We start from the raw sequence: 26,960 nt of genomic DNA, 5'->3' as shown, positions 1-26,960 counted from the left end.
TTATTTTCTATATAATAGACGTATCGTGAAAATTTTACAAAAATTGAAAAGAAAGTCAATGTAATTTTCAAAAGTAAAAGCAGGAATATCTTATTATTTTTTGTAAGCAGATGAGTTGAAAGAATTTGCTTTTGAAAGTAAAGTATGGGTAGTCCAAATTGGAGGGAAATATATGTATGATGTAATTATCATCGGCGCAGGCCCTGCGGGGATGACAGCAGCGCTTTATGCGTCAAGATCGAATTTATCAGTACTAATGATTGAACGAGGCGCACCTGGCGGTCAAATGAATAATACGGCTGAAGTTGAAAACTACCCAGGATACGAGTCTATCTTAGGCCCTGAACTAGCATTCAAGATGTATGAAGGTGCCATAAAATTTGGTGTTGAAAATGCCTATGGAATCGTTCAAAACATCACTGACCAAGGTGAGTTTAAAGAAGTTGTGACCGAAGACAAAACTTATCAAGGAAAAACAGTCATTATTGCCACAGGGTGTGTACATAGAAAGTTAGGCGTCAAAGGCGAAGAAGAATTCGCTGGACGCGGTGTTTCATACTGTGCGGTTTGTGACGGTGCCTTTTTCCGTAACAAACGCTTGATTGTTGTTGGCGGAGGCGACTCGGCAGTTGAAGAAGCTATCTACTTAACACAATTTGCTTCTGAAGTAACGATCGTTCACCGTCGTGACGAATTACGAGCACAAAAAATCATCCAAGACCGCGCATTTGCCAACGAGAAAATCTCTTTTATTTGGGATTCTGTTGTGGAGGAAATCAAAGGCAATGAGATGGTCGTAACTGGCGTGCAAATCAGAAACGTAAAAACGGATGAAGTGACAGAAGAAGCTGCTGGCGGTGTCTTTATCTATGTTGGTTTAGATCCGTTGACAGAGCCATTCAAAGCCAGCGGTATCACGAATGATGCTGGCTGGATCTTAACAAATGATCAGATGGAAACTTCCATTCCTGGTGTTTACGCGGTTGGCGATGTTCGTGAAAAAGGCTTGCGTCAAATCACGACGGCAGTCGGCGATGGCAGTATTGCTGGTCAACAAGTGTTTGATTTTATTGAAACACAAAAAGATGCTCAATTAACGAAATAACCTAATGGAATCAGCTGTTATTTTTAAAGTGTCAATCACTTTTGATAGCAGCTGTTTTTATTTTTCGTTTGGTTATTCTTTGAGAAATCTGTAAGTAGTGTTATACTAATTTTAGAGCATTTTAACGGAAAAAGGAGAGGTTATTTTATGGCATGGGAACAAACATTTAATCAATGGAAAAACAGTGAACACTTAGATCCACAATTAAAAGAACAATTGACCGCATTAGAAGCAGATCCTGCGATGCTAGAAGACGCTTTTTATATGCCTTTGGAATTTGGGACTGCCGGTATGCGAGGGATTTTAGGGCCTGGGATCAACCGGATGAACATTTATACGATTCGTCAAGCAACCGAAGGATTGGCTCGCTTTATGGATACACAAGATCCTGAAACAAGACGTCGTGGCGTAGCGATCGCCTATGATTCCCGTCATTTTTCACCTGAGTTTGCGATGGAAGCAGCGAAAACATTGGCAAAGCATGATATTCCAGCCTTCGTCTTTGAAAGCTTACGTCCGACGCCAGAATTATCTTTTGCTGTGCGTTACCTAAAAACTTTCACCGGAATCATGATCACTGCTTCTCACAATCCAGCCGAATACAATGGCTACAAAGTATATGGGGAAGATGGTGGACAAATGCCACCTGCAGATGCGGATGCATTGACCAAATTCGTTCGAGAAATTGAAAATCCATTGGAGATCCCTGTATTAAGTGAAGAAGAAGCCAAAAACAGCGGCTTGATCTCTATTATTGGCGAAGAGATCGACACTGCCTATCTGAAAGAGATCAAAGAAGTCACGATCGATCAAGAATTGATCGATACGGTGGGCAAAGATTTGAAACTTGTCTATACACCACTTCATGGAACGGGACGGATGCTTGGTGAGAAAGCATTGAAACAAGCTGGTTTCCAACAATTCATTATTGAACCTTCTCAAGCGGTTGCTGATCCAAATTTCAGTACAGTAAAATCACCAAATCCAGAAGAGCACTCTGCCTTTGAATATGCGATTGCTTTAGGAGAAAAAGAAGGAGCGGACCTATTGATCGCCACGGACCCAGATGCCGATCGCTTGGGGGCTGCAGTAAGAATGCCAGATGGCAATTACCAAGTATTGACTGGAAACCAATTAGGCGCATTGATGATCCGTTATATTCTAGAAGCTCATAAAACAGCAGGAACCTTGCCTGAAAATGCAGCAGTCTTAAAATCGATCGTTTCTAGTGAATTGCCAACAGCGATCGCCAAATCTTACAATGTGGATATGATCAATGTTTTGACCGGCTTTAAATTCATCGCCGAAAAAATCCAACAATTTGAAAAAGATCATTCGCAAACCTTCATGTTTGGTTTTGAAGAAAGTTATGGTTACTTAGTGAAACCATTTGTACGGGACAAGGACGCGATCCAAGCGCTCGTTTTATTAGCAGAAGTGGCGGCTTTTTACAAACAATCAGACAAAACCCTTTATGATGGTCTGCAAGATATTTTTGAAGAATATGGTTATTACGCAGAAAAAACCATTTCAGTAACGATGAGCGGTATGGAGGGGGCAACTAAGATTGCTGCCTTGATGAAGACTTTCCGTGAAAAAGCTCCTTCTGTTTTCGCAGGAACTCCTGTCGTTCAAACAGAAGACTTTAAACTGTTGACTCGTGTGGGCTTAGATGGACACCTGCAAAAAATGACGACACCGCCTTCTGATGTTTTGAAATACACATTAGAAGATGAAAGCTGGATTGCTGTGCGTCCTTCTGGAACTGAACCGAAAATCAAGTTTTATATTGGTGTGAAAGGCGAATCGGCAGAAGAGGCAGAACAAAAAATTGCTGATCTGCAAGCAGCCATCGAAGAGATCACTGGGGAATAAAACTACCTGATGTCTCCAATACCAAGAAATTGCAACTGACTGAATGATCCGAGTGGTAGAAACGAAGCTTCGATTCCTCAGCACCTCGCTGTTGAGGAATCAAAGCTTCGAGAAGAAATTTTCTGACACTTGGATCTATTCGTGTCTTTTATCTATTTTCTTTCCCTTGCTCATCAAAGGTGGATTGACAAGCCGTCAACCAAGGGCTAAAATGCAAAAGGAAATAAGAGAGGATGTGGCGCGATGACTACGCCGAAATTAGAGGAAATTCAGCAAGTAACACAGATTTTTAAGATGCTTAGTGATCCCACCAGACTAAAAATTTTGTTGTCCCTTCAAGAAGGTGAACGCAACGTCACTTCGATTGCGGAACAAGTACATATGGAACAATCAGCAGTTTCTCATCAGTTGAAACTTTTGAAAGATAATCGGATCGTAAAGTCAGAGAGACAAGGAAAAACGATTCTTTATAGTCTCGATGACAAACATGTTGTGGATATTTTGCAAAAAACATTTGAACATATCCATCATCGTTAAAACTAGGGCGAGAATTTCTCAAAAGTCCTAGTTTTTTCTTATTGTTTTTGGTATGCTAGTGGAAATATTAAAATTAGATGAACGGTTTTTAATAACGTTTTCAGTTAGGGGGCATTATGGGTAAGCGATTAAACATTGGATTATTAGGAATGGGTGTTGTCGGCAGTGGAGTCTGTCAAGTGCTGGCGGAACAAAAAGAAGCCATTCTGGCACGGACAGGAGTCAATGTGCAAATCACGAAAGCACTAGCTTCGCCTTATGAGGATAAGTCTGCGTTAGCAGCTAAGTATGGGTTTGCTTTGACGAATGAGGCAAATGAGTTGTTTGAAGATGAGACCATCGACGTAATTGTGGAATTGATCGGGAAGATCGATCCGGCAAAAGCGTTTATTTCAGCTGCTTTAGAAAATAAAAAGCATGTTGTGACGGCAAATAAAGATTTGATTGCCACCCATGGACCTGAACTGCTGGCAATTGCTGAAAAAGCCGGTGTTTCTCTTTATTATGAAGCCAGTGTAGGTGGCGGCATTCCGATTTTGCGCACATTGAGCACCCACTATCTACCTGATACCATCACAGGAATTTTTGGTATCGTCAATGGGACGACCAATTACATGTTGACGAAAATGACGGAAGATGGCCTGACCTATGAAGATGCTTTGTCGCAAGCTCAAGCGAAAGGCTTTGCGGAATCAGACCCTACCAATGATGTCGATGGCATTGATGCTGCTTACAAAATGGTGATTTTGACGAAATTTGCCTTTGGGAAAACGATCAGCATTGATGATGTTGCAACGAAAGGCATCCGCGGATTAGCTGTGGCAGATATTAAGCAGGCGCAAGCCTTTGGTTATGAAGTGAAGTTGATCGGCGCAGCTCAAAAGACAGTTGACGGTTCCCTTACTGTGTCAGTTGGACCTGTATTAGTACCGAAAAACCATGCGTTAGCGACGATCCAAAACGAGTTTAATGGTATTTTTATCGAGAGCGAAGGCATTGATCAATCAATGGTTTATGGACCAGGAGCAGGATCGCGACCGACGGCCACCAGCGTGGTTGCGGATTTAACCGTGCTAGCAAAAAATAAAAGCTATGGGATCGTGGAACCATTTCTAACCTTTGAAAGAGAAACAGCATTAGCTGCTGTCCGAGAAGTTCCCAGCCGGCATTATGTGTCGTTTTCAAGTCAAGAGATCAAAGCGAACGCTCTTCCAGAATGGTTTGCGTTTGAGCAAACGGTGTTCAACGAAGCAGACCAACGAATTGTTGGAATCACCAATTCAATGAGCGAAAATGAGCTAGCAGAAAAACTCGCAACTTATACCGATGCACAAAGCATTCAAATAATGAAAGTGATGGAGGAATAGACATGTATCAAGGATTATTGCATCAATACAAAGAATATCTCCCAGTTAATGAAAATACCCCAGCATTGTCACTGGCAGAAGGTAACACGCCGTTGATTCCCTTACCAAGCCTTTCCAAGGAATTAGGGATCCAATTGTATGGAAAATACGAAGGGCTGAATCCAACAGGCTCATTTAAAGACCGTGGGATGGTCATGGCGGTGGCAAAAGCGGTGGAAGAAGGCGCCAAAGCAATCGTCTGTGCCTCGACAGGAAATACTAGTGCGGCAGCAGCAGCTTATGCCACCAGAGCGGGGATCAAAGCCTACGTTGTAATTCCAGATGGCAAGATCGCTATGGGAAAATTGGCGCAAGCAATCGTTTATGGAGCCGATATCATTTCGATTCCAGGAAACTTTGATGAAGCGTTAAAAGCGGTCCGGGATATTGCAGAAACGGAAGCCGTGGCGCTAGTAAACTCAGTCAATCCTTATCGTTTAGAAGGACAAAAAACAGCGGCCTTTGAAGTATGCGAACAATTAGGACAAGCGCCAGATGTTCTTGCGATTCCTGTCGGTAATGCAGGAAATATCTCGGCATATTGGAAAGGGTTCAAAGAATGGCATGAGAAAAAAGGCACCGCGTTGCCAAGAATGCATGGATTTGAAGCTGAAGGTGCTGCTGCCATCGTCCGTGGGGAAGTCATCGAACAGCCGGAAACCATCGCTACAGCGATTCAGATCGGCAATCCAGCCAGCTGGCAGTTGGCAGAAGCCGCTCGTGATGAATCAAATGGACACATCGATGCAGTAACCGATGAGGAAATTTTGAATGCTTACCGTAAAATCGCTGCGCAAGATGGTGTGTTTATTGAACCAGGCTCAGCCGCATCACTTGCCGGCGTTATCCAGCACGTGAAAGCAGGGAAAATCAAACCAGGTGAGACTGTCGTTGCCGTCTTTACTGGAAATGGTCTGAAAGATCCGGATACAGCAATTAAAGCAACCGAAGTAACCATCAATAAAATGAGTGATTTAGAAGAAATGCGTCAGCATCTTCGTGAAGGAGTTGCCAATCTATGAAGATCCGCGTTCCTGCAACCAGTGCGAACTTAGGTCCTGGTTTTGATTCCTGCGGGATTGCCCTGTCAAAGTATTTGTTCATCGAAGTTTTAAAAGAAAACGATACATGGGAAATCATCCATGAGTTAGGCTCAGAGATTCCAACCGATGAAACCAATTTACTTTTGCGTGTGGCTTTGAAATTAGCACCAGACATGAAACCATTGAAGATTCGTATGAGCTCAGATATTCCATTGGCACGAGGCTTAGGCAGCAGTTCTTCTGTTATTGTTGCTGGGATTGAACTAGCCAACCGCATGGCGCATATGAATCTGAGTGCAGCACAAAAACTTGAGATCGCAACCGCCATTGAAGGGCATCCTGACAACGTCGGACCAGCGATCTATGGAGATTTTGCGATTGCTGCCTATGATCATCAGCACAAGCATACGTATTTAGTCAAACATCATTTTCCTGAATGTGAGATCATCGCCTATATCCCTCACGATGAGTTGTTGACGGAAGCAAGTCGCCAAGTCTTGCCCCAGACACTTTCTCACGAGCAAGCAGTCGAAGCCAGTGCGATCGCCAATGTTATGATCGCAGCAGTCATTAATGGCAATCTGCCTCTTGCAGGGAAATTGATGCAGCAAGATCGTTTTCATGAAGCCTATCGTGAGAAACTTGTTCCACACTTGTCGACCATTCGCCAGATTTGTGAAGAAGAAGGCGGTTATGGCTGTTTCTTGAGTGGCGCAGGTCCCACTGTCTTAGCAATCGTCCCAGAAGACAAGGCAGAACGTATCTCAAAACTTTTGCATGCGCTGGAAAGTAATGCGTATATCGAACAATTGCAAATCGATCGTGAAGGGCTACAAGTTTTCTAAAGAGCTTTAAAATGAAAAATATACCAAAAACGATGAGCAGACTCAGTCCGCTCATCGTTTTTTATTGCTTAATAGTGGTTAATCTTTCGTCTCTGAGGTGTAATAGCTATGATCTTCTAAGTTTAATGCATTTAAAATCATCGAGGCGGTTTCTTCGATGGAAAGAGAAGCGACATTGATCACGACACAACCTAATTTCTCATAAAGATCATTGGCAAACGTCAGCTCCGCTTTGATTTTTTCGATATCGGAATACGCAGAATCGGGGTTCAAGCCGTAGGAGCGCATCCGTTCTTTGCGGATACTGTTTAATACATTCGGATCGTTTGTTAACCCAACGATTTTTTTCGGATCGATTTCCCAGAGCTGTTTCGGGATGTGGGCTTGCGGAACCAAAGGCAAATTAGCGACTTTTAAGTTTTTGTTCGCTAAAAATAGACTCAAAGGCGTTTTTGAGGTCCGAGAAACACCCAATAAAACGACATCCGCCTCTAAAAAGCCACGGGGGTCTTTCCCGTCATCATACATCACAGCAAACTCCATGGCTTTGATGCGTTTGAAATAATTTTCATTCAAGTGATGCAAAGCGCCGGGTTCTCGTGACGGTGCCACCCCAGTGCGGCGTTCAACTTCACTCACAGGCGGTGTTAGTACATCAAAATGATAGAGATCCGCTTCTTCACAAAAATGATTCGTCAAATCCACAAGTTCTTCTTTGATCAAGGTATGAAGAATAATGGCATTGTGTTTTTTTGCATCTGATAATGCTTTGATCAAGTGCTCTTTCGTGTGGATAAACGTGCGTCTGAAAAGGTTGAATTCGACGCTGGGGTATTGGGCCATTGTCGCTTGTGCAAGCTTCGATGCCGTTTCGCCGGCAGAATCAGACAATACGAACATCGTCACTGCGGCACTGGTTTGCAATTTTTCTTGCAAGTCTGGTTGTTCAGGTTCAGTTGGCTTCATAAGAAAAATCCTCTCTTGCTTTTTTATTGATTTCATTATACCATACTTAAGATTGATAGAATCGGAATGATTTTGATTTATCAGGAGGGCCTACGATGAAAAATCAAACACTTATAGAGCATGCCATGACTACATTGAAAGAAAATGGCTTTAAATACACCAAAAAAAGAGAAGCGATCATCACTTATTTAGTGAAACGCAATCGCTATTTACCAGCAAAAGAAATTCATGAATACATGTCGGAAAAGTATCCTGGTTTGAGTTATGATACGATCTACCGGAATTTGCACGATTTTTCTGAGATCGGTATTTTAGAAGAAACAGAGCTGAACGGGGAGATGAAGTTTCGCTATAACTGCTGTGCAGAATTAGAGGACCATCACCACCATCATTTCATTTGTACAGTCTGCGGCAAAACAAAAGAACTGCATATTTGTCCAATGGACTTCTTTCAAGAACAGCTTCCTGGTTGTTTGATCGAGGGTCATCGCTTCGAGATTTTGGGGCGTTGTGAAGAATGTCAATGAAAACCCAAACAAACTTGACAGTATCGAAGACTTTTTTACCAGAATGCCTTGACACTTTTTCAGGGGTTAGCTATAATTTTTAAAGGACAGTCGTGTTTTTTGGGATTTTATTTCAATAACAACTACGGTTACTTTTTAAGCTCGGAGGGAGGGAATTTACATGTCAAAAACAGTCGTTCGCAAAAACGAATCACTTGACGATGCTCTTCGTCGCTTCAAACGTTCCGTGTCAAAAGCGGGTACTTTACAGGAATCTCGTAAACGTGAATTTTACGAAAAACCTAGCGTAAAGCGTAAGAAAAAATCTGAAGCAGCTAGAAAACGCAAAAAATTCTAATTTTCTACTGTTTTGAGAATTGGAGCTGGTAGTGTGACACTACTAAGTACACTGAATGATGACATGAAGACAGCGATGAAAGCCAAAGACAAGGAAACCTTGCAGGTGATCCGCATGTTGAAAGCATCAATTCAAAATGAGCAGATCAAAAAAGGTACTGACTTGAATGAAGAAGAAGAGTTGACTGTTTTATCTCGTGAGATGAAGCAACGTCGGGACTCTTTAAATGAGTTTGAGAAAGCTGACCGAAAAGATCTAGCCGAGAAAGTCAAAGTTGAAATTGCAGTTGTTGAAAAATATTTACCAGCGCAACTTGATGAAGCGGAAATCCGCCAAATCGTTGCTGGAGCGATTGAAAAGACTGGTGCTTCTTCTTCCAAAGAATTTGGAAAAGTGATGGGTGCTGTAATGCCGCAAGTCAAAGGCAAAGCAGACGGCAATCAAGTCAATGCAATCGTTAAAGAATTATTGGATCAAATGTAAGCTCACGCCGCAAGTATGGATGACATGCTTGCGGCTTTTTTCTGATTTCGAAAACTTAAAAAAAGCATAAGGACAAAAGGAAACTACCTTTGGGCTTTATAAGTAATTTTTCTTTTTTCCATCTTATGTTATTATTAATAAGAACGCCAAAAAAGGAGCTGTAACATATTTGACAGACAAAACTATGACGATCGAGATAACACTTAGTGAAAACGATGATGTTCGTTTGCTATTAGGTGCTCACGATAAAAACATTAAAATTATTGAAGACTCGACAGGGACGGTCATTCACACTCGTGGTGAGCTAATCCAAATCGTCGGCGAAGCGGATGCAGCAGAAAAAGCACAATCTGTGATTCGAGCGTTGCAAGAGTTGATCAAACGAGGTATCAATATCAGTACCCCTGATGTGATCACAGCATTGAATATGGTAAACAAAGGCAGTCTTGATTATTTCAAAGATATGTATGAGGAAGAAATCATCAAGGACCGTAATGGTAAACCGATTCGGGCGAAAAATGCCGGTCAAAAGAAATATATCGAAGCTGTTCGCAAACATGATGTGGTCTTTGGTGTCGGACCAGCTGGAACAGGAAAAACCTTTTTAGCCGTTGTCATGGCGATCGCTGCTTTAAAGAAAGGCCAAGTGCAAAAGATTATTTTGACACGGCCCGCTGTGGAAGCAGGAGAAAACCTTGGTTTCCTACCGGGAGACTTGAAAGAAAAAGTCGATCCTTACTTACGACCCGTTTATGATGCGTTGTATCAAATTTTCGGGATGGATCATACGAATCGTTTAATGGAACGTGGCGTCATAGAGATCGCTCCATTAGCATATATGCGAGGGCGCACGTTAGAAGATGCCTTTGTAATTTTAGATGAAGCTCAAAACACGACGATCGCTCAAATGAAAATGTTTCTGACACGTTTAGGATTCAACTCCAAAATGATCGTCAATGGCGATACGAGTCAGATCGACTTGCCAAAGGGAACTTTAAGCGGTTTGATCCATGCGGAGCGAACGTTGCAAGAGATCCCCAAAATTGCTTTTGCTAATTTTGAAGCAGGAGATGTGGTACGGCACCCAGTTGTGGCCGAAATCATTCGAGCTTATGAAGAAGCAGATCTTAAAGACAAGCGCTGATCGTCTTTTAGGAGGAGAACTATGATCATTCAACCACTACGGAAATTTAGAGAAAGACTTGGGAAGTTCTATTTACCAGTTTTAATGTTTCTATTCTTTCTTTTTTCGATTGGTATCATGTACACCAGCGTCAAACAGAACAATGTCGATTATAGCGAAGGTCAGGTGGCGGAAGAAAACATCCGTGCCAATAAAACGATTGAAAATACCGCTGCGACAGAACAAAAGCGCAAATTAGCAGCAGAAGCGGTTCCACCAGAGTATACTTATCAAGACACACTGGCGCAGACACAGCACGATCGCATCGACCATTTATTTGACTTAATTGATTCAGTCAAAAAGTCGGTAGATGATGCCCACGCTAAAGAAGTTGCTGAGGCTGATGAGGATGAAAATATCCCTAAACCGAGTACGGATGAATACATCGCAGCATTAAAAAAAGAGTTTGAAAAAATGAGTGATGATGAACTTGATTTTTATCAGTCATTGACGAATAATTTTTTGTCGACGTTATTTTCTTTAAGTAGCGATGAATTGAATACGGTACGAACCTATGCCTTACAGCTAGTGGACGAGCAAATGGCTAAGCAGATCCGCCAAACAGAACTCAGCACTTTCCGCTCGGAGGCAGAAGACAAGATCCAATTTCTAGATGTTACTTCAGACATGGCATCAGTATTGCGTTTTATTGTCAATCAAGGAATCGTCGTCAATGATATTCCCAATGAAAAGCGGACGGAAGAAGCGAGACAAACCGCCATGGACACTGTTCCACCGGTAATGATCTATCAAGGAGAAATCATTGTTCGTGAAGGCTCACAGATCGATGCCAACGCATTGGAAAAATTACAGCTTTTAGGAATGACCAATCAAACCTTCTCAGTTTTTCCATTGATCGCTTTAGTTTTAGCGATATGCTTACAAATGCTGATGCTGTTTTATTATACAAGACAGACAAAAGACGTTGAAAAACGTATGAACGCCGTCACTTTTTATATTTTGGCGATGGCATTCAGTATTTTGATCATGAAATTCTTCCAACTGTTCCAATCAGAATTAGTGACCTTTATCCCGCTCTTTTTCCCAGCAGCCTTTACACCGCTGATTCTGAGCATTTTCTCCAGCAGACGTTTAGGAATATTATCCGCGATTTTCCAAGTGGTCAGTGCACTCTTCATTTACTTTGATTCCAGTGGGACCAACTTGTTGACGACTGTTTTAGTGACCTACCTTTTCTCTGGTTTAATGGGGACGATGATCAAACGAGCACGTATTGCCAGTCAAGGGAAAATCGCAGTCATGTGGGTGATCGTTTTCCCATTACTCTTAAGCATCATGCTGGTCATTTTCCAAGGAATGGATTTGGCCCGCGGCAACACATGGACAACACTCGTCTGTGGATTGGCCGGCTCGCTCTTAAGCTATTTGCTGACAATGGGGCTGCATCCGTATATCGAACTATTGGTAACGGACGAAAGTATGATCGTGTTGAATGAATTGAGTAATCCGAACCATCCGTTGTTGAAACAGTTGTTGGAAGAAGCACCAGGGACCTATCATCACAGTATGATGGTTGCCAATCTTAGTGCCAATGCTGTAGCTGAGATCGGTGGGCAAAGCTTACTGACCCGCGTGGCTTGTTACTACCATGACATTGGTAAAGTCAAACATGCCAATTTCTTCGTCGAAAATTTACCTGCAGGTGCTGAGAATCCACATAATTTCTTGCTACCTGAAGACAGCAAACAAATCATCTTCGGTCACGTGATTGATGGGGCGGAAATTCTCGAAGAGGCCAAAATGCCGCGGATGGTGATCGATATTTGCCGTCAACACCATGGCACGACCCTGATGCGTTATTTCTATGTCAAAGCCCAAGAGCGTAATCCCAAGGTGACGGAAGAAGATTTCCGTTATCCCGGGCCAAAACCGCAAACACGAGAAGCGGGTGTCGTGAGTATCGCTGATAGCTGTGAAGCAGCGGTTCGAGCGATGGAAAATCCGACCAATCAAAAGATTCAAGAATTTGTTGCGAATCTCATCAATGACCGGATCTTGGACGGTCAACTGGATGAAACAGGGTTAACGTTGAAAGAAATCCGAATGATTGAAAAATCACTGGTCAATGGACTTTGCAGTACCTTCCATTCACGGATCAAATACCCAAAGATGAAATCGGAAGCAGAGAAAATGAAAGAAGAACAAGAAAGAAGAGAGCGCTAATGGAGATTACCTTTTTAGATGAGACAAATTCAGTAGGGGAAACCAAGATCAAAGAGATCGAAGGCCTTCTACAATTTGCTGCAGGACATTTAGACCTTCCAGAGGATACAGAGATGTCGGTCACGTTTATGGACAATGCAGCCATCCAAGAAATCAATCGGGAGTATCGCGGCAAAGATATGCCGACAGATGTCATCAGTTTTGCCTTCGAAGAAGAAACGCCAGAGGAGATGCCGATCATTTTTGATGAAGTCCTTGAAGAGATGCCTCGTGATCTAGGAGACATTATGATCTCCATTGAACGGGCAAAGGAACAAGCTGCTGAATATGGGCATACTTATGATCGGGAACTTGGTTTCTTGGCGTTGCATGGTTTCTTGCATATCAACGGCTATGATCATATGACACCAGAAGATGAAAAGGAAATGTTTGGATTGCAAAAGGAAATACTGGATGCCTATGGACTCAAAAGATAAGAATATTGGGAAAAACAAACAGTTTATCTCGTCAATCGAATTTGCTTTCACCGGTATAAAAACCGTCTTTAAAGAGGAGCGTAATATGCGTAAACATGTTGCGTTAGGTATCGTTGCGATCATTGCAGGCTTTGTTTTCCGTTTGAATCAAATGGAATGGCTTTGGCTGCTGTTAGCTGTTTTCTTAGTGTGGATCGTGGAGATCATCAATACAGTCTTTGAAAATGTCGTTGACATGTTTACGGACTTTCATTTCCATCCTATCGGAAAAAAAATCAAAGATATGGCAGCTGGTGCTGTGCTGATGACCGCTGTGTTTGCATTAGTGGTCGCCGCGATCATCTTCTTGCCAAAATTGCTACAGCTCTTCTAAAGATGCACCAAAACCACAAGATAAAGGGGAACAACAATGACAACACACAAATCAGGCTTCGTTGCGATCGTCGGGCGGCCAAATGTTGGAAAATCAACACTACTAAATCGAGTCGTAGGACAAAAAATCGCGATCATGAGTGACAAGGCGCAAACGACCCGTAATAAAATTCAAGGGGTCTATACGACAGATGACGCACAGCTGATCTTTATCGATACACCAGGGATCCATAAACCCAAACACCGTCTAGGCGATTTTATGGTGGAAACCGCCTATAGTGCACTTCGTGAAGTTGACGTGACACTATTTATGATCAGTGCCGATCAAAAGCGCGGTAAGGGTGATGATTTTATCATCGAACGGTTGCGTCAAAGCCAGACGCCGGTTTTCCTAGTGATCAATAAAATAGATAAAGTCCATCCAGATGCCTTATTGGCAATTATTGAAGACTATTCCTCACAAATGGACTTTGCTGAGATCGTACCGATTTCCGCAACAGAAGGCAATAATTTCGAAACGTTAATGAAGCTACTGATCGATGAAATGCCTGAAGGGCCTCAGTACTTCCCAGAGGATCAAATCACGGATCATCCAGAATACTTTATCGTTTCCGAATTGGTGCGGGAAAAAGTTTTGCTACTGACCAGAGATGAAGTGCCTCACTCGGTAGCGGTCGTTGTTGACTCCATGAAACGGGACCACAATGACAAGGTGCACATTCAAGCGACGATCATTGTCGAACGTGACAGTCAAAAAGGCATTATCATCGGTAAAGGCGGAAAAATGCTGAAACAGATCGGTACGAAAGCTCGTTTAGACATTGAACACTTGTTAGATGACAAAGTCTTCTTGGAATTATGGGTAAAAGTTCAAAAAGATTGGCGCGACAAGCAAACCTTCTTAACAGACTACGGCTATCGCAAAGATGAGTATTAAGGAAATTTAGATCAATCATGGTCTGCTTTAAAAAGGAAAAACTGATGCAGTTAGTTAACTGGATCAGTTTTTTTAAAGAAATGGGGTGCGACGATGAATCTTGTTGAAACAAAAGGAATCTTACTTTTTTCAAAAGACCATAAAGAAAAGGACAAGTTAGTCAAAATCTTTACGGAGTCAGCTGGGAAGCAAATGTTTTATGTCAAAGGGGCTCATCGAAAAAACAACCCCTTGGCACCAGCGTTGCTCTCCTATACTGAAGCGACTTACATGGGAACCATCAAAGCGGAAGGCTTGTCCTTTTTAAACAATGCCAAAGACATCCATTCATTTCGTACGATTCAAAGTGATATTTTTATCGCTGGCTATGCGACTTATCTGTTGAATCTGGCTGATTCTGCCATCGATGATCGGGTCTATGATCCACATCTTTACCAATTTTTACACGAGGCGTTACAATTGATGGATCAAGGAAACGATGCAGAGATCATCACCAATATTTTTGAGATTCAGATTTTACACCGTTTCGGGATCACTCCAAATTGGACGCACTGTGCCATCTGCGGAAAAACCGACGGTCGGTTTGACTATTCCTCAAAATATAGCGGTATTTTATGTGAACAGCACTGGGGGATGGACGAACGTCGCTATCATGCGGATTCTCGTGCGATCCATTTTATTCGCTTGTTTTCGCAAATATCCTATGAGCAGATTGCTTCGATCAAATTAAAGTCAGAAACGAAAGCAGCGATTCGACAAGTGATCGATCTATTGTATGATGAATATGTCGGCATCCATTTGAAAAGCAAGAAGTTTATCGATCAGATGGGGCAATGGCAAGACGTCTTAAAACCGAAAAATCAATGATAGAGTTGGCGAAACTTCAATGGAGTTAAGCCGACTCTTTTTTTGAACAATGCGGTAAAGTGACTCGCATCTTGAAAACCCACGGCGAAGGCGGCTTGCTGAATGGGCAGATCCGGCTGTGCCACCAAAAGTTCTTTGGCGCGGGCCATGCGATAGTTTAATAAGTATTGGGCGGTGGATTGTCCTAGAAAACGCTGGAACAACCGCGAGAGATATTGGGGCGAAACATAGACTAAACCAGCCAAGTCTCTGATCGTGATCGCCTGATCGTAATTGGTTTCGATTTCTTGTATTACAGGGATCAGATACTGTTGAAACAAGGGGTGTTTTTCTGTTGGATTCCCCGAGTTCTCTTGCATGATCGCCAGCAAAAAACGATAACACTCGCTAGAAGCCTGTAACGGATCCCAACTGATTTTTGGGTCTTCTTTAATGCGTTGCTTGATCCAAGTCATATAGGAAAAAGTTTCAGACTCTTCAACTAAAAGATAAGGTTTACTTGTAAATTTTTTTAAGATCTCAGCTGCCAAAGGTCCTTGAAAGGTGGCAAAGGAGGTTTTCCAATCAGACAAGGGATAGTAGCGATGTGGAGTAAAAGGAAAAATCAAGATGCCTTCACTGGGACGTAAGATAAAGGATTCTTGACCAAAGGTGACGCGGCCTTCTCCTTGTTCTGTCTGTAGCCAATGAAAGTAAGGGTAGCCATCGGGACGAACAACGTCATCTTGTGGCCAATCATTTCCGATACTTTCAAGCGACAAAGGCAGCTGCTGGTTTGTTTGATAAAAATAAATAGGCATATCCAACCTCCATGTTTCGAAAAGTTATAAAATAGTGTTTCATGTATTATACTACAACAGAATGAAAAGCCTTACAATAAGAGAGTAGAAATCAATTTATTTTAAAGGAGCGTTCATTCTTATGACAAAATTTTTCGATCGAATTTTATTTGGCGGCGATTATAACCCCAATCAATGGCCCAAAGAGATTTGGGAAGAAGACATTCGAATCTTTAAAAAAGCGAGTATCAATAGTGCGACCGTCAACGTCTTTTCATGGGCAAAGATCCAACCTTCTGAAAATTGTTATGATTTTGAGGAATTGGATCAAATCATTGAAAGATTAAGCAAGGAAGGGTTCGATATCGTCTTAGCGACATCGACGGCGGCGCTGCCAGCTTGGATGTTCAAGAAATATCCGGAAGTCGCTCGCACCGATTATGATGGACGCCGTCATAAGTTTGGGCAACGGCACAATGCCTGTCCTAACAGTTTAGTCTATCAAAAATACGCTGAGCGATTGGCGACAAAATTAGCCGAACATTACGGTGAAAACCCGCAAGTCTCTTGTTGGCACATCAACAATGAATATGGTGGCGAATGTTATTGCGAAAACTGTGAGAAAGCGTTTCGTGTTTGGTTAAAAGACAAGTATCAAACGATCGAGGCAGTGAACAAAGCCTGGAACATGGAATTTTGGGGACACACTGTGTATGAATGGGATGAAATCGTGCTGCCAAATGCGCTGTCAGAAGGAATCGGCTATGAGAAGACAGCATTTGCGGGTATTTCCATTGACTACCGACGGTTCAACTCGGATAGTCTTTTAAAAAACTATATGATGGAACGGGACGCTATTCGGAAAATTGATCCGACAACTCCGATTACAACGAATTTAATGGGAACCTTTAAAGGACTGGATTATTTCAAATGGGCAAAGGAAATGGACCTTGTTTCGTGGGATAATTATCCATCGTATAATACGCCATGGAGTTTAGTAGCCATGACCCATGATCTAATGCGTGGCTTGAAACAACAGCCCTTTATGTTGATGGAACAAACACCTTCGCAACAAAACTGGCAACCTTATAACTCGTTGAAAAAACCAGGACAAATGCGGGCGCAAAGTTACCAAACCATCGCTCATGGGGCGGATACGATCCAATACTTTCAATTACGACGTTCCGTTGGCGCTTGTGAGAAATTCCATGGCGCGGTCATCGAACATGTCGGTCATGAAGACACGCGAGTTTTTCGAGAAACAGCCGCTCTTGGGGCGGAATTAGCGCAGCTTTCAGACATTATTGGGACGCAATCTCAAGCACAAGTTGCTTTGATTTTTGATTGGGACAATTACTGGGCATTAGAATACACCAGTGGTCCGACCGTTGATCTGAAATATGTAGAACAGATCCATCGCTACTATCGGTATTTTTACGAACAAAATATTGCCGTCGACTTGATTCCCGTGGATGCTGACTTATCAAAATACAAATTAGTCGCAGCACCGGTTCTCTACATGATCAAAGAAGGGATGCAAGAGCGGCTCACTGATTTCGTCAAACAAGGTGGTGCTTTACTTACGACGTATATGAGCGGTATCGTTGATCAATCTGACAATGTTCATTTAGGGGGCTATCCTGGGCCATTGCGGGAGTTAGCTGGCATCTGGGTGGAAGAAATCGATGCATTAGCCCCAGAACAATCAAACGGGGTTTCGTTAGTCAATGAAGAACTGACAGGAACAAGTAATTTAGTCAGCGATTTGATCCATTTAGAAAACGCCGAAGCACTAGCGCATTATACAAGCAATTTTTATGCAGGAATGCCGGCAGTGACGAAAAATACGTTTGGTGAAGGAACTGTCTATTACTTTGGTGGCCAGTTGGAAGATCAGCTACAAGATCAGCTTTTCAAAACGATCGTCGAAGAAACCGATATTACCCCAGTGATCAAGGAGGCAACAAAACTGGAAGTTGCCTGTCGTGAAAATGCAGAGGCGAAATTCTTCGTTATCATCAATTTCCACGAAGAAGCACAGCCTTTACCAGAAATATTCGTCGGAGAAACGGATCTCCTGACGGGTGAGGTTCTTTCTTCAGAAACGAAACTGGCACAGTACACCACCTATATCGTCAAAGAGGAGCGTAACTGATGCGAACTTTTGCTATTGAAGATGACTTTTATTTAGACAACAAGCCGTTTAAAGTGATCTCTGGAGCAATCCACTATTTTCGTGTCGTTCCTGAATATTGGCAAGATCGTTTAGAGAAGCTACGCTTGATGGGCTGTAATACCGTGGAAACCTATGTTCCTTGGAATCTCCATGAAGCACAAGAAGGTGTCTATCAGTTTGAGGGAATCCTTGATTTGCGGCGATTTATCCAAACGGCACAAGAAGTAGGGCTTTATGTGATTTTGCGACCAGCACCTTATATTTGTGCGGAGTGGGAATTTGGTGGGTTGCCTTATTGGCTATTGCAAGATCCTATGATGAAGCTTCGGTTTGATTATCCACCATTTATGGAAAAAATCACTCGATATTTCGCCCATTTGTTTCCACAAGTGCGGGATCTGCAGATCACCCAAGGTGGTCCGATTTTAATGATGCAAGTAGAAAATGAATACGGCAGCTACGCCAATGACAAAGAGTATTTGCGAAAAATGGTGGCTGCGATGCGGCAGCATGGTGTAGAAACGCCGTTAGTGACCTCTGACGGACCTTGGCACGATATGCTAGAAAACGGCAGTATCAAAGACTTGGCATTGCCTACGATCAACTGCGGCTCCAACATCAAGGAAAATTTTGAAAAACTTCGAAAATTTCACGGAGAAAAACGGCCACTGATGGTCATGGAATTTTGGATCGGCTGGTTTGATGCCTGGGGTGACGACCAGCACCATACGACCTCAACACAAGATGCAGTAAAGGAATTGCAGGATTGTTTAGCATTAGGTTCTGTCAATATCTATATGTTTCATGGCGGGACCAACTTTGGCTTTATGAACGGGTCAAACTATTATGAACGCTTAGCGCCGGATGTCACTAGCTATGATTACGATGCCTTGTTGACAGAATGGGGAGAACCTACTGCCAAATACCAAGCCTTCAAAAAGGTGATTGCTGACTATACGGAAATTCCTGAGTTTCCCTTGAGTATGAAAATTGAGCGAAAAGCTTATGGAACATTCTCAGTGAAAGAACGAGTCTCCTTGTTTTCGACGATCGACACAATCAGTCAACCGATCATATGTAATTACCCCTTATCGATGGAAGCCTGCAATCAAGCGACAGGATATATCTATTATCGCTCACTGATTGGGCCTGCTCGGAAGATTGCCGACTACCGTCTGATCAATACGATGGATCGTGCCCATACGTTTATCAACCAGGAACTTTTGCGCATCGATTACGATCAAGAAATCGGTCAAACCTACAGTTTCGATTTATCAGAATCAGAAAACGAGTTGGGGATCTTGGTGGAGAATATGGGGCGGGTCAATTATTCTGTAAAAATGAACCATCAGCACAAAGGCATCAAAGAAGGTGTGATCATCAATGGCGCCTTCCAAAGCAACTGGGAAATCTATCCCTTACCGATGGATAATTTGCATGCCATTGATTTCCAAGGAAAATGGCAAAAAGGACAACCAAGTTTCTCACGCTTTGAATGTGTTTTTGATGAATGTGCAGATACCTTTATCGAATTGCCAGGCTGGGGTAAAGGGTTTGTCCAAGTCAATGGTCATACGATCGGCCGTTTTTGGGGAAAAGGACCGCAGCAGCGCTTGTACGTCCCAGCACCGTTTTTAAAAATCGGAAGGAATGAGATCATCGTTTTTGAAAGTGATGGGAAAATCGCTGATGAGATCGTCTTTCATGATCAGGCGGATTTAGGCCCAGAAGCATAAAAGTTCAAATTAATCATTGACAAACCCTAGCTTCAACTACTATCATAAGGGTAATCGAATCCGTGCTATGATCGGAAGAAAGAAAGAAGACCATTCCATGAAGCGAACTTGGGAGAGTGAAAGCCAAGTTGGAACCTTATTTCGCAGGCGTCCGTGAGCATGATCAATGAAGCTGCCGACTTGTCGGAAGTAGGGTGGAACCGCGAATGTATCGTCCCTATATCTATACACTTTGTATAGATATAGGGACTTTTTTATGTTTCACACCAAGAATAGCCAAAAACAAAGGAGGGTTTTTATGTTATTTGATATGACGATTCCAGCAAGTGCGTTTACCGAAAAAAAGCTCAAAGTATTAGCAAGTATTCCATTGCAGGTTCGCCTTTTAAAGGATGAACAGCTTTTACATGAATTTACAACGAGTCCAGACCAAATGCTTTACGACTTATCGGATGTTTTAGAAGCAGATGTCGTGGTCGAAGTGAAATTGATCCCTGGATCAGTTGTCGAATTTTATCCTGTCGTCAATGCGTTATAAGAAAGGAAGAAAAAGATGAGTAAACTAACTGTGCAAGAGATGATTTTGACCCTGCAAAAATTCTGGTCCGAAAACGGCTGTATGCTGATGCAGGCCTATGATACAGAAAAAGGGGCTGGAACCATGAGCCCATACACGTTTTTACGTGCAATCGGTCCAGAACCATGGAACGCTGCTTACGTAGAACCTTCTCGCCGTCCAGCTGATGGCCGCTACGGGGAAAACCCAAATCGTTTGTATCAGCATCACCAGTTCCAAGTCGTGATGAAGCCTTCTCCTGAAAATATCCAAGAGCTTTATTTAGAAAGCCTGCGTCTTTTAGGGATCGATCCCTTAGAACATGATATTCGTTTTGTCGAAGATAACTGGGAAAATCCCTCAATGGGTTGTGCTGGTCTTGGTTGGGAAGTTTGGTTAGATGGGATGGAGATCACTCAGTTTACGTACTTCCAACAAGTAGGCGGCTTAGCATGTAAGCCAGTGACATCAGAGATCACTTACGGCTTAGAACGGTTAGCGTCTTATATTCAAGAAGTTGAAAGTGTCTACGATCTTGAATGGTCTGCAGGTGTCAAATATGGTGAGATTTTCCGCCAACCTGAATATGAACATTCAAAATACTCCTTTGAAGTCAGTGACCAAGACTTGCTTTTAGGGAACTTCGATCGTTTTGAACAAGAAGCAAAACGTTGTATCGATGAACGGTTAGTTCATCCAGCTTACGACTATATCTTAAAATGCAGCCATACCTTCAACCTGTTGGATGCTCGTGGCGCAGTCTCCGTCACTGAACGTGCTGGGTACCTCGCACGAATCCGTAATATGGCGCGTCAAGTAGCAAAACTATTTGTAGCAGAACGGGAAAACCTCGGTTATCCATTGCTTGATCCAGAAGTGGCGCAAAAACTGATTGAGGAGGGAAAATAAGATGGCACAAAACCTATTATTAGAAATCGGCTTAGAGGAATTACCTGCGCATGTCGTAACCCCAAGTATGAAACAATTACAAGAAAAAACGGCAGCTTTCTTAGATGCTCATGCATTGCCTTATACAACGATCGAAGCCTATTCAACACCTCGCCGCTTGGCAGTTTATGTCACCGGTATTCCTGAAAAACAAGCCGATACACAAGAAGACGTCAAAGGACCAGCGAAAAAAATCGCCTTAGACGAAGCTGGCAACTGGTCGAAAGCAGCTCAAGGATTTGTTCGGGGACAAGGATTGACAACCGATGACATCACCTTCCGTGAATTAAAAGGGGTTGAGTATGTCTATGTAACGAAACATACCCAAGGTCAAGCAACCGTTGAGGTATTGAAAGGATTGCAGGAAGTAATCACAAGTTTGACGTTCCCAGTAACGATGCACTGGGCAGATTACGATTTTGAATACATCCGACCCATTCATTGGATCGTTGCACTCTTTGGTGAGCAAGTCATTCCTTTCCAAATCCTTGATATTGTTACCGGTCGCGAGTCAAAAGGTCATCGTTTCTTAGGTGAGGCGGTCACGTTTGATCATGCGGATGACTATTTGGAAAAAATGAAGCATCAATTTGTCATCGCTGATCCAAGCGAACGTCAACAAATGATTACCGCACAAATCAATGCGATCGCTCAAGAAAACAACTGGCGGATCGATTTAGATGAAGACTTACTAGAAGAAGTGACAAATCTGGTTGAATACCCAACAGCGTTTGTAGGGGACTTTGAAGAAAAATATCTTTCTGTCCCTGAAGAAGTGTTAGTTACTTCTATGAAAGAACATCAACGCTACTTCGATGTCCGCACCCTTGATGGAGAATTGCTGCCGCATTTCATCTCTGCCCGCAACGGGGATGCTGTGAAAATCGATAATGTTATCAAAGGAAACCAAAAAGTACTGACCGCCCGTTTAGAAGATGCTGAGTTTTTCTACAATGAGGACAAAAAGCTAACCATCGACCATTGTGTGGAAAAGCTTAAGCAAGTCACGTTCCACGAAAAAATCGGCAGTTTGTATGAAAAAATGCAGCGTGTTGGATTAGCTGCACAAATCATCGGGAAGACGGTTGGTTTAACAGAAGAAGAACTGACCGACCTTCAAAGGGCAGCTCAAATCTATAAATTTGATTTAGTGACCAATATGGTAGGGGAATTCCCTGAGTTGCAAGGGATCATGGGGGAAAAATATGCCCTGATCCAAGGAGAGAAACCAGCAGTTGCCCAAGCGATTCGTGAACACTACATGCCGATCTCAGCAGAAGGCGAGCTGCCACAATCAAAAATCGGGGCTGTTTTAGCGATTGCGGATAAATTAGACAGCTTACTTGCTTTCTTCGCTGTTGATATGGTTCCAAGCGGTTCAAACGATCCTTATGCTTTACGTCGTCAAACCTACGGGATTATCCGCATCCTAGCTGAAAAACGCTGGTATTTCCCATTTGCTCAGTTACAAGAAGAGATTCGCGAAGCCATTAATGCCCAACCGGAAGTTTTTGGGATTCAACTTGCCGCAGGTCAAGAACAAGTGACTGATTTTGTGAAAGGCCGTCTGCGTCAATTCTTACTCAGCAAAAATACGCGTCATGATGTTATTGAAGCTGTTTTAGGCGCTCGTCAAGCAGATATCAGTACGTTATTTGAAACGGCTCAGATGTTAAGAGAACATCTGCAAGACACCGACTTCAAACCATCAATGGAAGCCTTGACTCGAGTCATCAATTTAGCGAAAAAAGCCGAATTGGAACAAGCAGCCATTGATCCTGCCTTGTTTGAAAACGACTCTGAAACTGCCTTGTATGAAGCGGTCTTAACAGTAGAGGACAAGTTCCCACATCAAACGATGGAAGAAAACTACCAAAGCTTAGTAGCACTGCGCCCATTGATCGAAGCTTTTTTTGATCAAACAATGGTCATGGTTGAAGATGAAAATATTCGCCGCAATCGTTTTGCCTTGTTGGATAAAATCGCGAAGATGAGTCTGGCGGTTGCTAGTTTAGATGCTTTGATTACGAAATAAAAAGGAAGCTTGCAGTTGCAGGTTTCTAAATAAAAAAAGCTGGAACTGAAAGAATGATATGCTCCCCCTATATAGGACACTGAAATATAAAGTGGCTTATATAGGGGGAGTTTGTATGTCTAGAGGAAAAATGAAATTAAGCTCAGAAAAACGGCTAGCTTTTGTAGAAAGAGCTTTAAAAAATGAAGCTAGCATAAACAGCCTGGCCAAAGAAGCACAAGTAAGTTTCAGTACGATAGAAAGGTGGATCACTCTTTATGAGAATGAAGGACCCACAGGTTTACTCCCTACAAAAGGAATCAATCATACTCAACAGAGTTGAAACTGAATGCGGTCCATGATTATTTAGCTGGAACACATGGTAGCTTAAGAGCTGTCGCCAAGAAATACGGGCTTCGTAACAAAAAACAATTAGAAGACTGGTTAAAGATATATAATACTCATAGAAACTTCAAATCAGAAAGTGGTGGAAGTAGAATGAGTAAATCCAGAAAAACAACATTGAATGAACGAATTAAAATTGTGCATGACTGTATTATCAACGGTCGAGACTATGGGAAAACCGCGATTCAGTACCAAGTCTCTTACCAACAAGTTCGGAACTGGGTGTTGAAATACGACGAGATGGGAGAAAAAGGCTTAGAAGACCATCGAGGGCAACGAGCGGGAAGTAAACCTGCCAGAACACCCGAAGAAGAAATGCGCGATAAACTGGCTCAACAAGAACGACGGATCAAGTTGCTTGAAATGGAAAATGACCTGTTAAAAAAAGTCAGCGAGTTAGAAAGGAGGCGGGATTTGAATTAGTTCGTCATACGTTTGAATACCAATCGATCAAAGAGCTGCACGAGACAAAAAGCTATCCAATTAACACCATGTGTACCCTGCTCCATGTCACAAGATCGGCCTATTATCGTTGGTTAAAAAATCCCAAACTGCCTGAAGTGGTATTGAATGAACAGTTGGCTGACCTTGTTCGTTATATTTATGAAGCAGACAACGATAAAGGATATCGCAGAATCTGTGAAGATCTCGTGAATGATTATGGCTTTCAAGTGAATGACAAGCGCATTCTTCGAATCTGTCGCAAACTTCAAATCCAATCAACCATCAAGCATTCAGGCAATAGTATCACTAAGGCATCCAAGACTCCGTATCATATTGCGAAAAATTATTTGAATCGAAAGTTCAATGCGGATCAACCGAATCAAAAATGGCTAACAGATGTGAGTGAATTCAAGTATTATGAAGGGGCCGAAGTGAAGAAAATCTATTTGAGCGCTATTCTTGATCTCGCCGATCGTCGCATTGTTTCATTTGTCATCAGCGACAAAAATGACAATAAATTAGTCTTTGATACCTTCGATCAAGCAGTCGCCGCCGAACCAACCGCTCATCCGCTATTTCATAGCGATCGCGGATTTCAATATACAAGTAAAGTTTTTTGCACAAAGCTAAAGAAAGCGAAAATGAAGCAGAGTTTGTCTCGTGTCGCCCGTTGTACCGATAATGGTCCAATGGAAGGCTTCTGGGGAATGCTTAAGCGAGAAAAATATTATCGGCGAAAGTTTATCAGTAGAGAAAGTCTCGTTGAAATGATCGAGAAATACATGAACTATTACAACAATGGTCGCTATCAACGATGTTTGAAGAGCAAAACACCGATCCAAGTTCATCAAGAATTATTAATGGCAGCTTAATCACTCCCCCTCTTGGACAAGCGAATAGAATAAATCCGCTTAACCAAGAAGGAGGCCAGTCGAGCAAAGTTGAGGTTAAACAAAGTAAAAAACATAAAAACTGCCTACCGAATTTCGGTAGACAGTCGTCAAAATAATTTTATTCTATTTCATTGTCCACTTGACGGGGAGCCCAGCAGAATCAGTTCTGGCTTTTTTCTATGTTTCTCGATTTGCTTGTATTCAAAGTTGTATTCTAGTGACGATATATTGTTAATAACCAAAAAATTTATTTGCCATTTCTTTTCAGGGAATCCAATGATTGTTTAGCTTTTATGATTGAGGATTTGATGATGCTTCTATTGATACATAGATACTCATTATACAGAGAAACGATAGGTGCAATAAAACAGCCTGACAGATCATAAGATGATATGTCAGGCGAATGTCTATTTGCGGGTCAATTTTACTACCACTTCACAGCGGGCGGTTTGTGGAAACATATCTACTGATTGCAGATATTCTACGTGAAACACTTTGGCTAGTTGGACTAAGTCTCTTGCTAAAGTAGAAACATTACAAGATATATAGACCATCTTCTTCGGTGGCTGTTTCAGCAAAGCTTTCAATAATCGTTCATCCAAGCCTGTCCTTGGCGGATCAACAATGATGCTATCAGGTTTGAAGCCTTCATTGAACCATTTTGGTAAGAGCTCCTCCGCAGTACCCGTTTCATAATGGGTATTTTGGGCACCAATGCGGCGCGCATTTTCTTGGGCATTTTCAATTGCTTGAGGAATAATGTCCATACCGCGGACTTCTTTGGCATAAGGAGCCACGCTCAACCCAATCGTTCCCACGCCGCAGTAGGCATCAACGACTGTTTCATTTTTGCTCAAGTCAAGGGCTTTTAACCCTTCTTGATACAAGACGCTGGTTTGCTGCGGATTCAGCTGGAAGAATGCGCGGGCGGACAAGTCGAAGGTCAGTTCATTCAACCGTTCTTCGATTGCTTCTTTGCCCCAAAGATGAATCGTTTCCTCTCCCATGACGACTGATGTTTTTTTTGTTTTGCACATTTTGCATGATGGAAACGACTTGCGGCAAGCGCTGATTGATTTCGCGAATCAGCGCATTTTTTTGCGGCAGTTTGACAGAATTGGTAATGAAAACGACTTGGACTTCGCCAGTCGCGATCCCGATCCGAACCATCAATGTTCGTAGAATGCCGCTGTTTTTGCGTTCATCGTAAATGGGGATCTGGTATTTATTCAACAACTGGACGATGCCGTTGATCACTTTTTGCGTATCTTGTTCTTGTACGAGGCAATCATCAATGGCGACTAAGCGATGGGACTCCATTTCGTATAAACCTGCTTCGATACGTTTGGTTTGACTGTTGGAACGCAATTGAAATTGCGCTTTGTTGCGGTAATGCCAAGGAACATCCATGCCTAAAGTATCCCTTAGTTCAAACTGTTGGTAGCCATTTGGCTTAAATTTTTCAAGTGCTTGTTTCAAGAGGTCTTTTTTGAAATCTAATTGTTTATCGTAGACTAAATGCTGCAATTGGCAGCCGCCGCATCGGTCATAAAACTTGCACGGTGGTTGGATGCGATCGCTGCTTGGCTTGACGATTTTGGTCATCTTGGCTTCAGCAAAGCGGGGAGAGGCTTTGGTGACTTCGGCAATGACCTGTTCTCCCGGCAGAACACGGGGAACAAAGATAATTAGCTTTTTGTAATAACCGATGCCTTCTCCGTTGATCCCTAAGCGTTTGATCGTTAGTTGTAGTTTTTGTCCAAGCTGGACTTGTGTATTTGCCATGTGAACTCCTTAAATAAAATAGTCAGTTCATTTTACCATATTTTTTCAGCTTGATTAGAAGGAATTTCATTGTAGTTGTGG

General features: G+C 42.4%; 25 protein-coding genes and 1 pseudogene. 23 read left to right on the top strand and 3 right to left on the bottom strand.

Annotation, left to right across the window (positions count from 1 at the left end):
* The first annotated feature begins 172 nt into the window (after nt 1-172).
* The 6 genes from trxB to thrB all read left to right on the top strand — a co-directional run bounded on the left by trxB (nt 173) and on the right by thrB (nt 6,811).
* Nucleotides 173-1,105, top strand: coding sequence for a thioredoxin-disulfide reductase (gene trxB / locus FJU10_RS00885; protein ID WP_077454294.1), 933 nt, complete (start codon nt 173-175; stop codon nt 1,103-1,105).
* Nucleotides 1,106-1,252: 147 nt separating this feature from the next.
* Complete coding sequence (locus tag FJU10_RS00880; RefSeq protein ID WP_140964898.1) at nt 1,253-2,980, top strand: phospho-sugar mutase; 1,728 nt, start codon at nt 1,253-1,255, stop codon at nt 2,978-2,980.
* A gap of 243 nt (nt 2,981-3,223) precedes the next feature.
* The gene (locus FJU10_RS00875; RefSeq protein ID WP_005225828.1) at nt 3,224-3,517 is read left to right on the top strand and encodes an ArsR/SmtB family transcription factor; all 294 of its coding nucleotides are present in this window, start codon (nt 3,224-3,226) and stop codon (nt 3,515-3,517) included.
* A gap of 116 nt (nt 3,518-3,633) precedes the next feature.
* Nucleotides 3,634-4,884, top strand: coding sequence for a homoserine dehydrogenase (locus FJU10_RS00870; RefSeq protein ID WP_140964896.1), 1,251 nt, complete (start codon nt 3,634-3,636; stop codon nt 4,882-4,884).
* A 2-nt stretch (nt 4,885-4,886) separates the two neighbouring features.
* Nucleotides 4,887-5,945: a threonine synthase gene (gene thrC, locus FJU10_RS00865; RefSeq protein ID WP_140964895.1), complete on the top strand. Its 1,059-nt coding sequence runs from the start codon at nt 4,887-4,889 to the stop codon at nt 5,943-5,945.
* On the top strand, nt 5,942-6,811 hold the full coding sequence (gene thrB / locus FJU10_RS00860) for a homoserine kinase (protein WP_077454291.1): 870 nt from the start codon (nt 5,942-5,944) through the stop codon (nt 6,809-6,811). Before thrC ends, thrB begins: the two co-directional genes overlap by 4 nt.
* Before the next feature lie 78 nt (nt 6,812-6,889).
* On the opposite strand, the gene FJU10_RS00855 is transcribed toward thrB, so the two are convergent.
* Nucleotides 6,890-7,777 (bottom strand): pyruvate, water dikinase regulatory protein, encoded by an 888-nt coding sequence (locus tag FJU10_RS00855; RefSeq protein WP_010748043.1) that lies wholly within the window; start codon nt 7,775-7,777, stop codon nt 6,890-6,892.
* A 95-nt stretch (nt 7,778-7,872) separates the two neighbouring features.
* Here FJU10_RS00855 and FJU10_RS00850 point away from each other — a divergent pair, with 95 nt between their 5' ends.
* The 9 genes from FJU10_RS00850 (at nt 7,873) to recO (ending at nt 15,143) form a co-directional block, all read left to right on the top strand.
* Nucleotides 7,873-8,304: a Fur family transcriptional regulator gene (locus tag FJU10_RS00850; protein WP_005225833.1), complete on the top strand. Its 432-nt coding sequence runs from the start codon at nt 7,873-7,875 to the stop codon at nt 8,302-8,304.
* Nucleotides 8,305-8,464: 160 nt separating this feature from the next.
* Nucleotides 8,465-8,641 carry a 30S ribosomal protein S21 gene (gene rpsU, locus FJU10_RS00845; RefSeq protein ID WP_002356740.1) on the top strand — a complete coding sequence of 59 codons (177 nt, stop codon included), beginning with the start codon at nt 8,465-8,467 and terminating at the stop codon, nt 8,639-8,641.
* A 33-nt stretch (nt 8,642-8,674) separates the two neighbouring features.
* On the top strand, nt 8,675-9,124 hold the full coding sequence (locus tag FJU10_RS00840; RefSeq protein ID WP_077454289.1) for a GatB/YqeY domain-containing protein: 450 nt from the start codon (nt 8,675-8,677) through the stop codon (nt 9,122-9,124).
* 184 nt (nt 9,125-9,308) lie between these two features.
* Nucleotides 9,309-10,268, top strand: coding sequence for a PhoH family protein (locus tag FJU10_RS00835; RefSeq protein ID WP_371875354.1), 960 nt, complete (start codon nt 9,309-9,311; stop codon nt 10,266-10,268).
* Nucleotides 10,269-10,289: 21 nt separating this feature from the next.
* Complete coding sequence (locus FJU10_RS00830) at nt 10,290-12,491, top strand: HD family phosphohydrolase (RefSeq protein ID WP_140964893.1); 2,202 nt, start codon at nt 10,290-10,292, stop codon at nt 12,489-12,491.
* Nucleotides 12,491-12,967: an rRNA maturation RNase YbeY gene (ybeY, locus tag FJU10_RS00825; RefSeq protein WP_081118108.1), complete on the top strand. Its 477-nt coding sequence runs from the start codon at nt 12,491-12,493 to the stop codon at nt 12,965-12,967. The genes FJU10_RS00830 and ybeY overlap by 1 nt, the downstream gene beginning before the upstream one ends.
* Nucleotides 12,951-13,340 (top strand): diacylglycerol kinase family protein, encoded by a 390-nt coding sequence (locus FJU10_RS00820; RefSeq protein ID WP_170920108.1) that lies wholly within the window; start codon nt 12,951-12,953, stop codon nt 13,338-13,340. Before ybeY ends, FJU10_RS00820 begins: the two co-directional genes overlap by 17 nt.
* 36 nt (nt 13,341-13,376) lie before the next feature.
* A complete protein-coding gene (gene era / locus FJU10_RS00815) occupies nt 13,377-14,276 on the top strand; it encodes a GTPase Era (protein ID WP_005225846.1) in 900 nt (299 codons plus the stop codon).
* Nucleotides 14,277-14,369: 93 nt separating this feature from the next.
* Entirely contained in the window at nt 14,370-15,143 is a 774-nt protein-coding gene (recO, locus tag FJU10_RS00810; RefSeq protein WP_140964891.1) for a DNA repair protein RecO, read from the top strand.
* Here the strand turns inward: recO and FJU10_RS00805 are convergent.
* Nucleotides 15,137-15,943 (bottom strand): AraC family transcriptional regulator, encoded by an 807-nt coding sequence (locus FJU10_RS00805; protein WP_140964889.1) that lies wholly within the window; start codon nt 15,941-15,943, stop codon nt 15,137-15,139. The genes recO and FJU10_RS00805 overlap by 7 nt on opposite strands.
* 121 nt (nt 15,944-16,064) lie before the next feature.
* On the opposite strand from FJU10_RS00805, the gene FJU10_RS00800 reads away from it, so the two are divergent.
* From FJU10_RS00800 to FJU10_RS19165, 8 genes are all read left to right on the top strand, one after another.
* Entirely contained in the window at nt 16,065-18,077 is a 2,013-nt protein-coding gene (locus FJU10_RS00800; RefSeq protein ID WP_140964887.1) for a beta-galactosidase, read from the top strand.
* A complete protein-coding gene (locus tag FJU10_RS00795) occupies nt 18,077-19,834 on the top strand; it encodes a glycoside hydrolase family 35 protein (RefSeq protein ID WP_140964886.1) in 1,758 nt (585 codons plus the stop codon). Before FJU10_RS00800 ends, FJU10_RS00795 begins: the two co-directional genes overlap by 1 nt.
* 298 nt (nt 19,835-20,132) lie before the next feature.
* Nucleotides 20,133-20,372, top strand: coding sequence for a hypothetical protein (locus FJU10_RS00790; RefSeq protein WP_015509542.1), 240 nt, complete (start codon nt 20,133-20,135; stop codon nt 20,370-20,372).
* A 15-nt stretch (nt 20,373-20,387) separates the two neighbouring features.
* Nucleotides 20,388-21,299, top strand: a complete 912-nt coding sequence (gene glyQ / locus FJU10_RS00785) for a glycine--tRNA ligase subunit alpha (RefSeq protein ID WP_077454407.1) — start codon at nt 20,388-20,390, stop codon at nt 21,297-21,299.
* Between the two features lies 1 nt (nt 21,300).
* Nucleotides 21,301-23,373: a glycine--tRNA ligase subunit beta gene (gene glyS / locus FJU10_RS00780; protein ID WP_140964885.1), complete on the top strand. Its 2,073-nt coding sequence runs from the start codon at nt 21,301-21,303 to the stop codon at nt 23,371-23,373.
* A gap of 115 nt (nt 23,374-23,488) precedes the next feature.
* The gene (locus FJU10_RS19180; protein ID WP_223272937.1) at nt 23,489-23,695 is read left to right on the top strand and encodes a helix-turn-helix domain-containing protein; all 207 of its coding nucleotides are present in this window, start codon (nt 23,489-23,491) and stop codon (nt 23,693-23,695) included.
* Nucleotides 23,696-23,850: 155 nt separating this feature from the next.
* Nucleotides 23,851-24,180 (top strand): helix-turn-helix domain-containing protein, encoded by a 330-nt coding sequence (locus tag FJU10_RS19170; protein WP_223272955.1) that lies wholly within the window; start codon nt 23,851-23,853, stop codon nt 24,178-24,180.
* A gap of 26 nt (nt 24,181-24,206) precedes the next feature.
* Nucleotides 24,207-25,073: an IS3 family transposase gene (locus FJU10_RS19165; RefSeq protein ID WP_223272954.1), complete on the top strand. Its 867-nt coding sequence runs from the start codon at nt 24,207-24,209 to the stop codon at nt 25,071-25,073.
* Nucleotides 25,074-25,501: 428 nt separating this feature from the next.
* On the opposite strand, the pseudogene rlmD reads toward FJU10_RS19165, so the two are convergent.
* Nucleotides 25,502-26,879 (bottom strand): annotated as a pseudogene (gene rlmD / locus FJU10_RS00770) (23S rRNA (uracil(1939)-C(5))-methyltransferase RlmD).
* Nucleotides 26,880-26,960: the final 81 nt, after the last annotated feature.

Source organism: Enterococcus sp. OL5, assembly GCF_006491895.1.
GTDB lineage: Bacteria > Bacillota > Bacilli > Lactobacillales > Enterococcaceae > Enterococcus_D > Enterococcus_D innesii.
The sequence above is the reverse complement of the archived record's forward strand: the minus strand, read 5'-3'. Positions and strand labels throughout refer to the sequence as shown.

Coding starts and splice junctions, on each gene's coding strand:
- trxB (WP_077454294.1), top strand. CDS start 173: ATGTATGATGTAATTATCATCGGCGCAGGCCCTGCGGGGATGACAGCA.
- FJU10_RS00880 (WP_140964898.1), top strand. CDS start 1,253: ATGGCATGGGAACAAACATTTAATCAATGGAAAAACAGTGAACACTTA.
- FJU10_RS00875 (WP_005225828.1), top strand. CDS start 3,224: ATGACTACGCCGAAATTAGAGGAAATTCAGCAAGTAACACAGATTTTT.
- FJU10_RS00870 (WP_140964896.1), top strand. CDS start 3,634: ATGGGTAAGCGATTAAACATTGGATTATTAGGAATGGGTGTTGTCGGC.
- thrC (WP_140964895.1), top strand. CDS start 4,887: ATGTATCAAGGATTATTGCATCAATACAAAGAATATCTCCCAGTTAAT.
- thrB (WP_077454291.1), top strand. CDS start 5,942: ATGAAGATCCGCGTTCCTGCAACCAGTGCGAACTTAGGTCCTGGTTTT.
- FJU10_RS00855 (WP_010748043.1), bottom strand. CDS start 7,777: ATGAAGCCAACTGAACCTGAACAACCAGACTTGCAAGAAAAATTGCAA.
- FJU10_RS00850 (WP_005225833.1), top strand. CDS start 7,873: ATGAAAAATCAAACACTTATAGAGCATGCCATGACTACATTGAAAGAA.
- rpsU (WP_002356740.1), top strand. CDS start 8,465: ATGTCAAAAACAGTCGTTCGCAAAAACGAATCACTTGACGATGCTCTT.
- FJU10_RS00835 (WP_371875354.1), top strand. CDS start 9,309: ATGACGATCGAGATAACACTTAGTGAAAACGATGATGTTCGTTTGCTA.
- FJU10_RS00830 (WP_140964893.1), top strand. CDS start 10,290: ATGATCATTCAACCACTACGGAAATTTAGAGAAAGACTTGGGAAGTTC.
- ybeY (WP_081118108.1), top strand. CDS start 12,491: ATGGAGATTACCTTTTTAGATGAGACAAATTCAGTAGGGGAAACCAAG.
- FJU10_RS00820 (WP_170920108.1), top strand. CDS start 12,951: ATGGACTCAAAAGATAAGAATATTGGGAAAAACAAACAGTTTATCTCG.
- era (WP_005225846.1), top strand. CDS start 13,377: ATGACAACACACAAATCAGGCTTCGTTGCGATCGTCGGGCGGCCAAAT.
- recO (WP_140964891.1), top strand. CDS start 14,370: ATGAATCTTGTTGAAACAAAAGGAATCTTACTTTTTTCAAAAGACCAT.
- FJU10_RS00805 (WP_140964889.1), bottom strand. CDS start 15,943: ATGCCTATTTATTTTTATCAAACAAACCAGCAGCTGCCTTTGTCGCTT.
- FJU10_RS00800 (WP_140964887.1), top strand. CDS start 16,065: ATGACAAAATTTTTCGATCGAATTTTATTTGGCGGCGATTATAACCCC.
- FJU10_RS00795 (WP_140964886.1), top strand. CDS start 18,077: ATGCGAACTTTTGCTATTGAAGATGACTTTTATTTAGACAACAAGCCG.
- FJU10_RS00790 (WP_015509542.1), top strand. CDS start 20,133: ATGTTATTTGATATGACGATTCCAGCAAGTGCGTTTACCGAAAAAAAG.
- glyQ (WP_077454407.1), top strand. CDS start 20,388: ATGAGTAAACTAACTGTGCAAGAGATGATTTTGACCCTGCAAAAATTC.
- glyS (WP_140964885.1), top strand. CDS start 21,301: ATGGCACAAAACCTATTATTAGAAATCGGCTTAGAGGAATTACCTGCG.
- FJU10_RS19180 (WP_223272937.1), top strand. CDS start 23,489: ATGTCTAGAGGAAAAATGAAATTAAGCTCAGAAAAACGGCTAGCTTTT.
- FJU10_RS19170 (WP_223272955.1), top strand. CDS start 23,851: ATGAGTAAATCCAGAAAAACAACATTGAATGAACGAATTAAAATTGTG.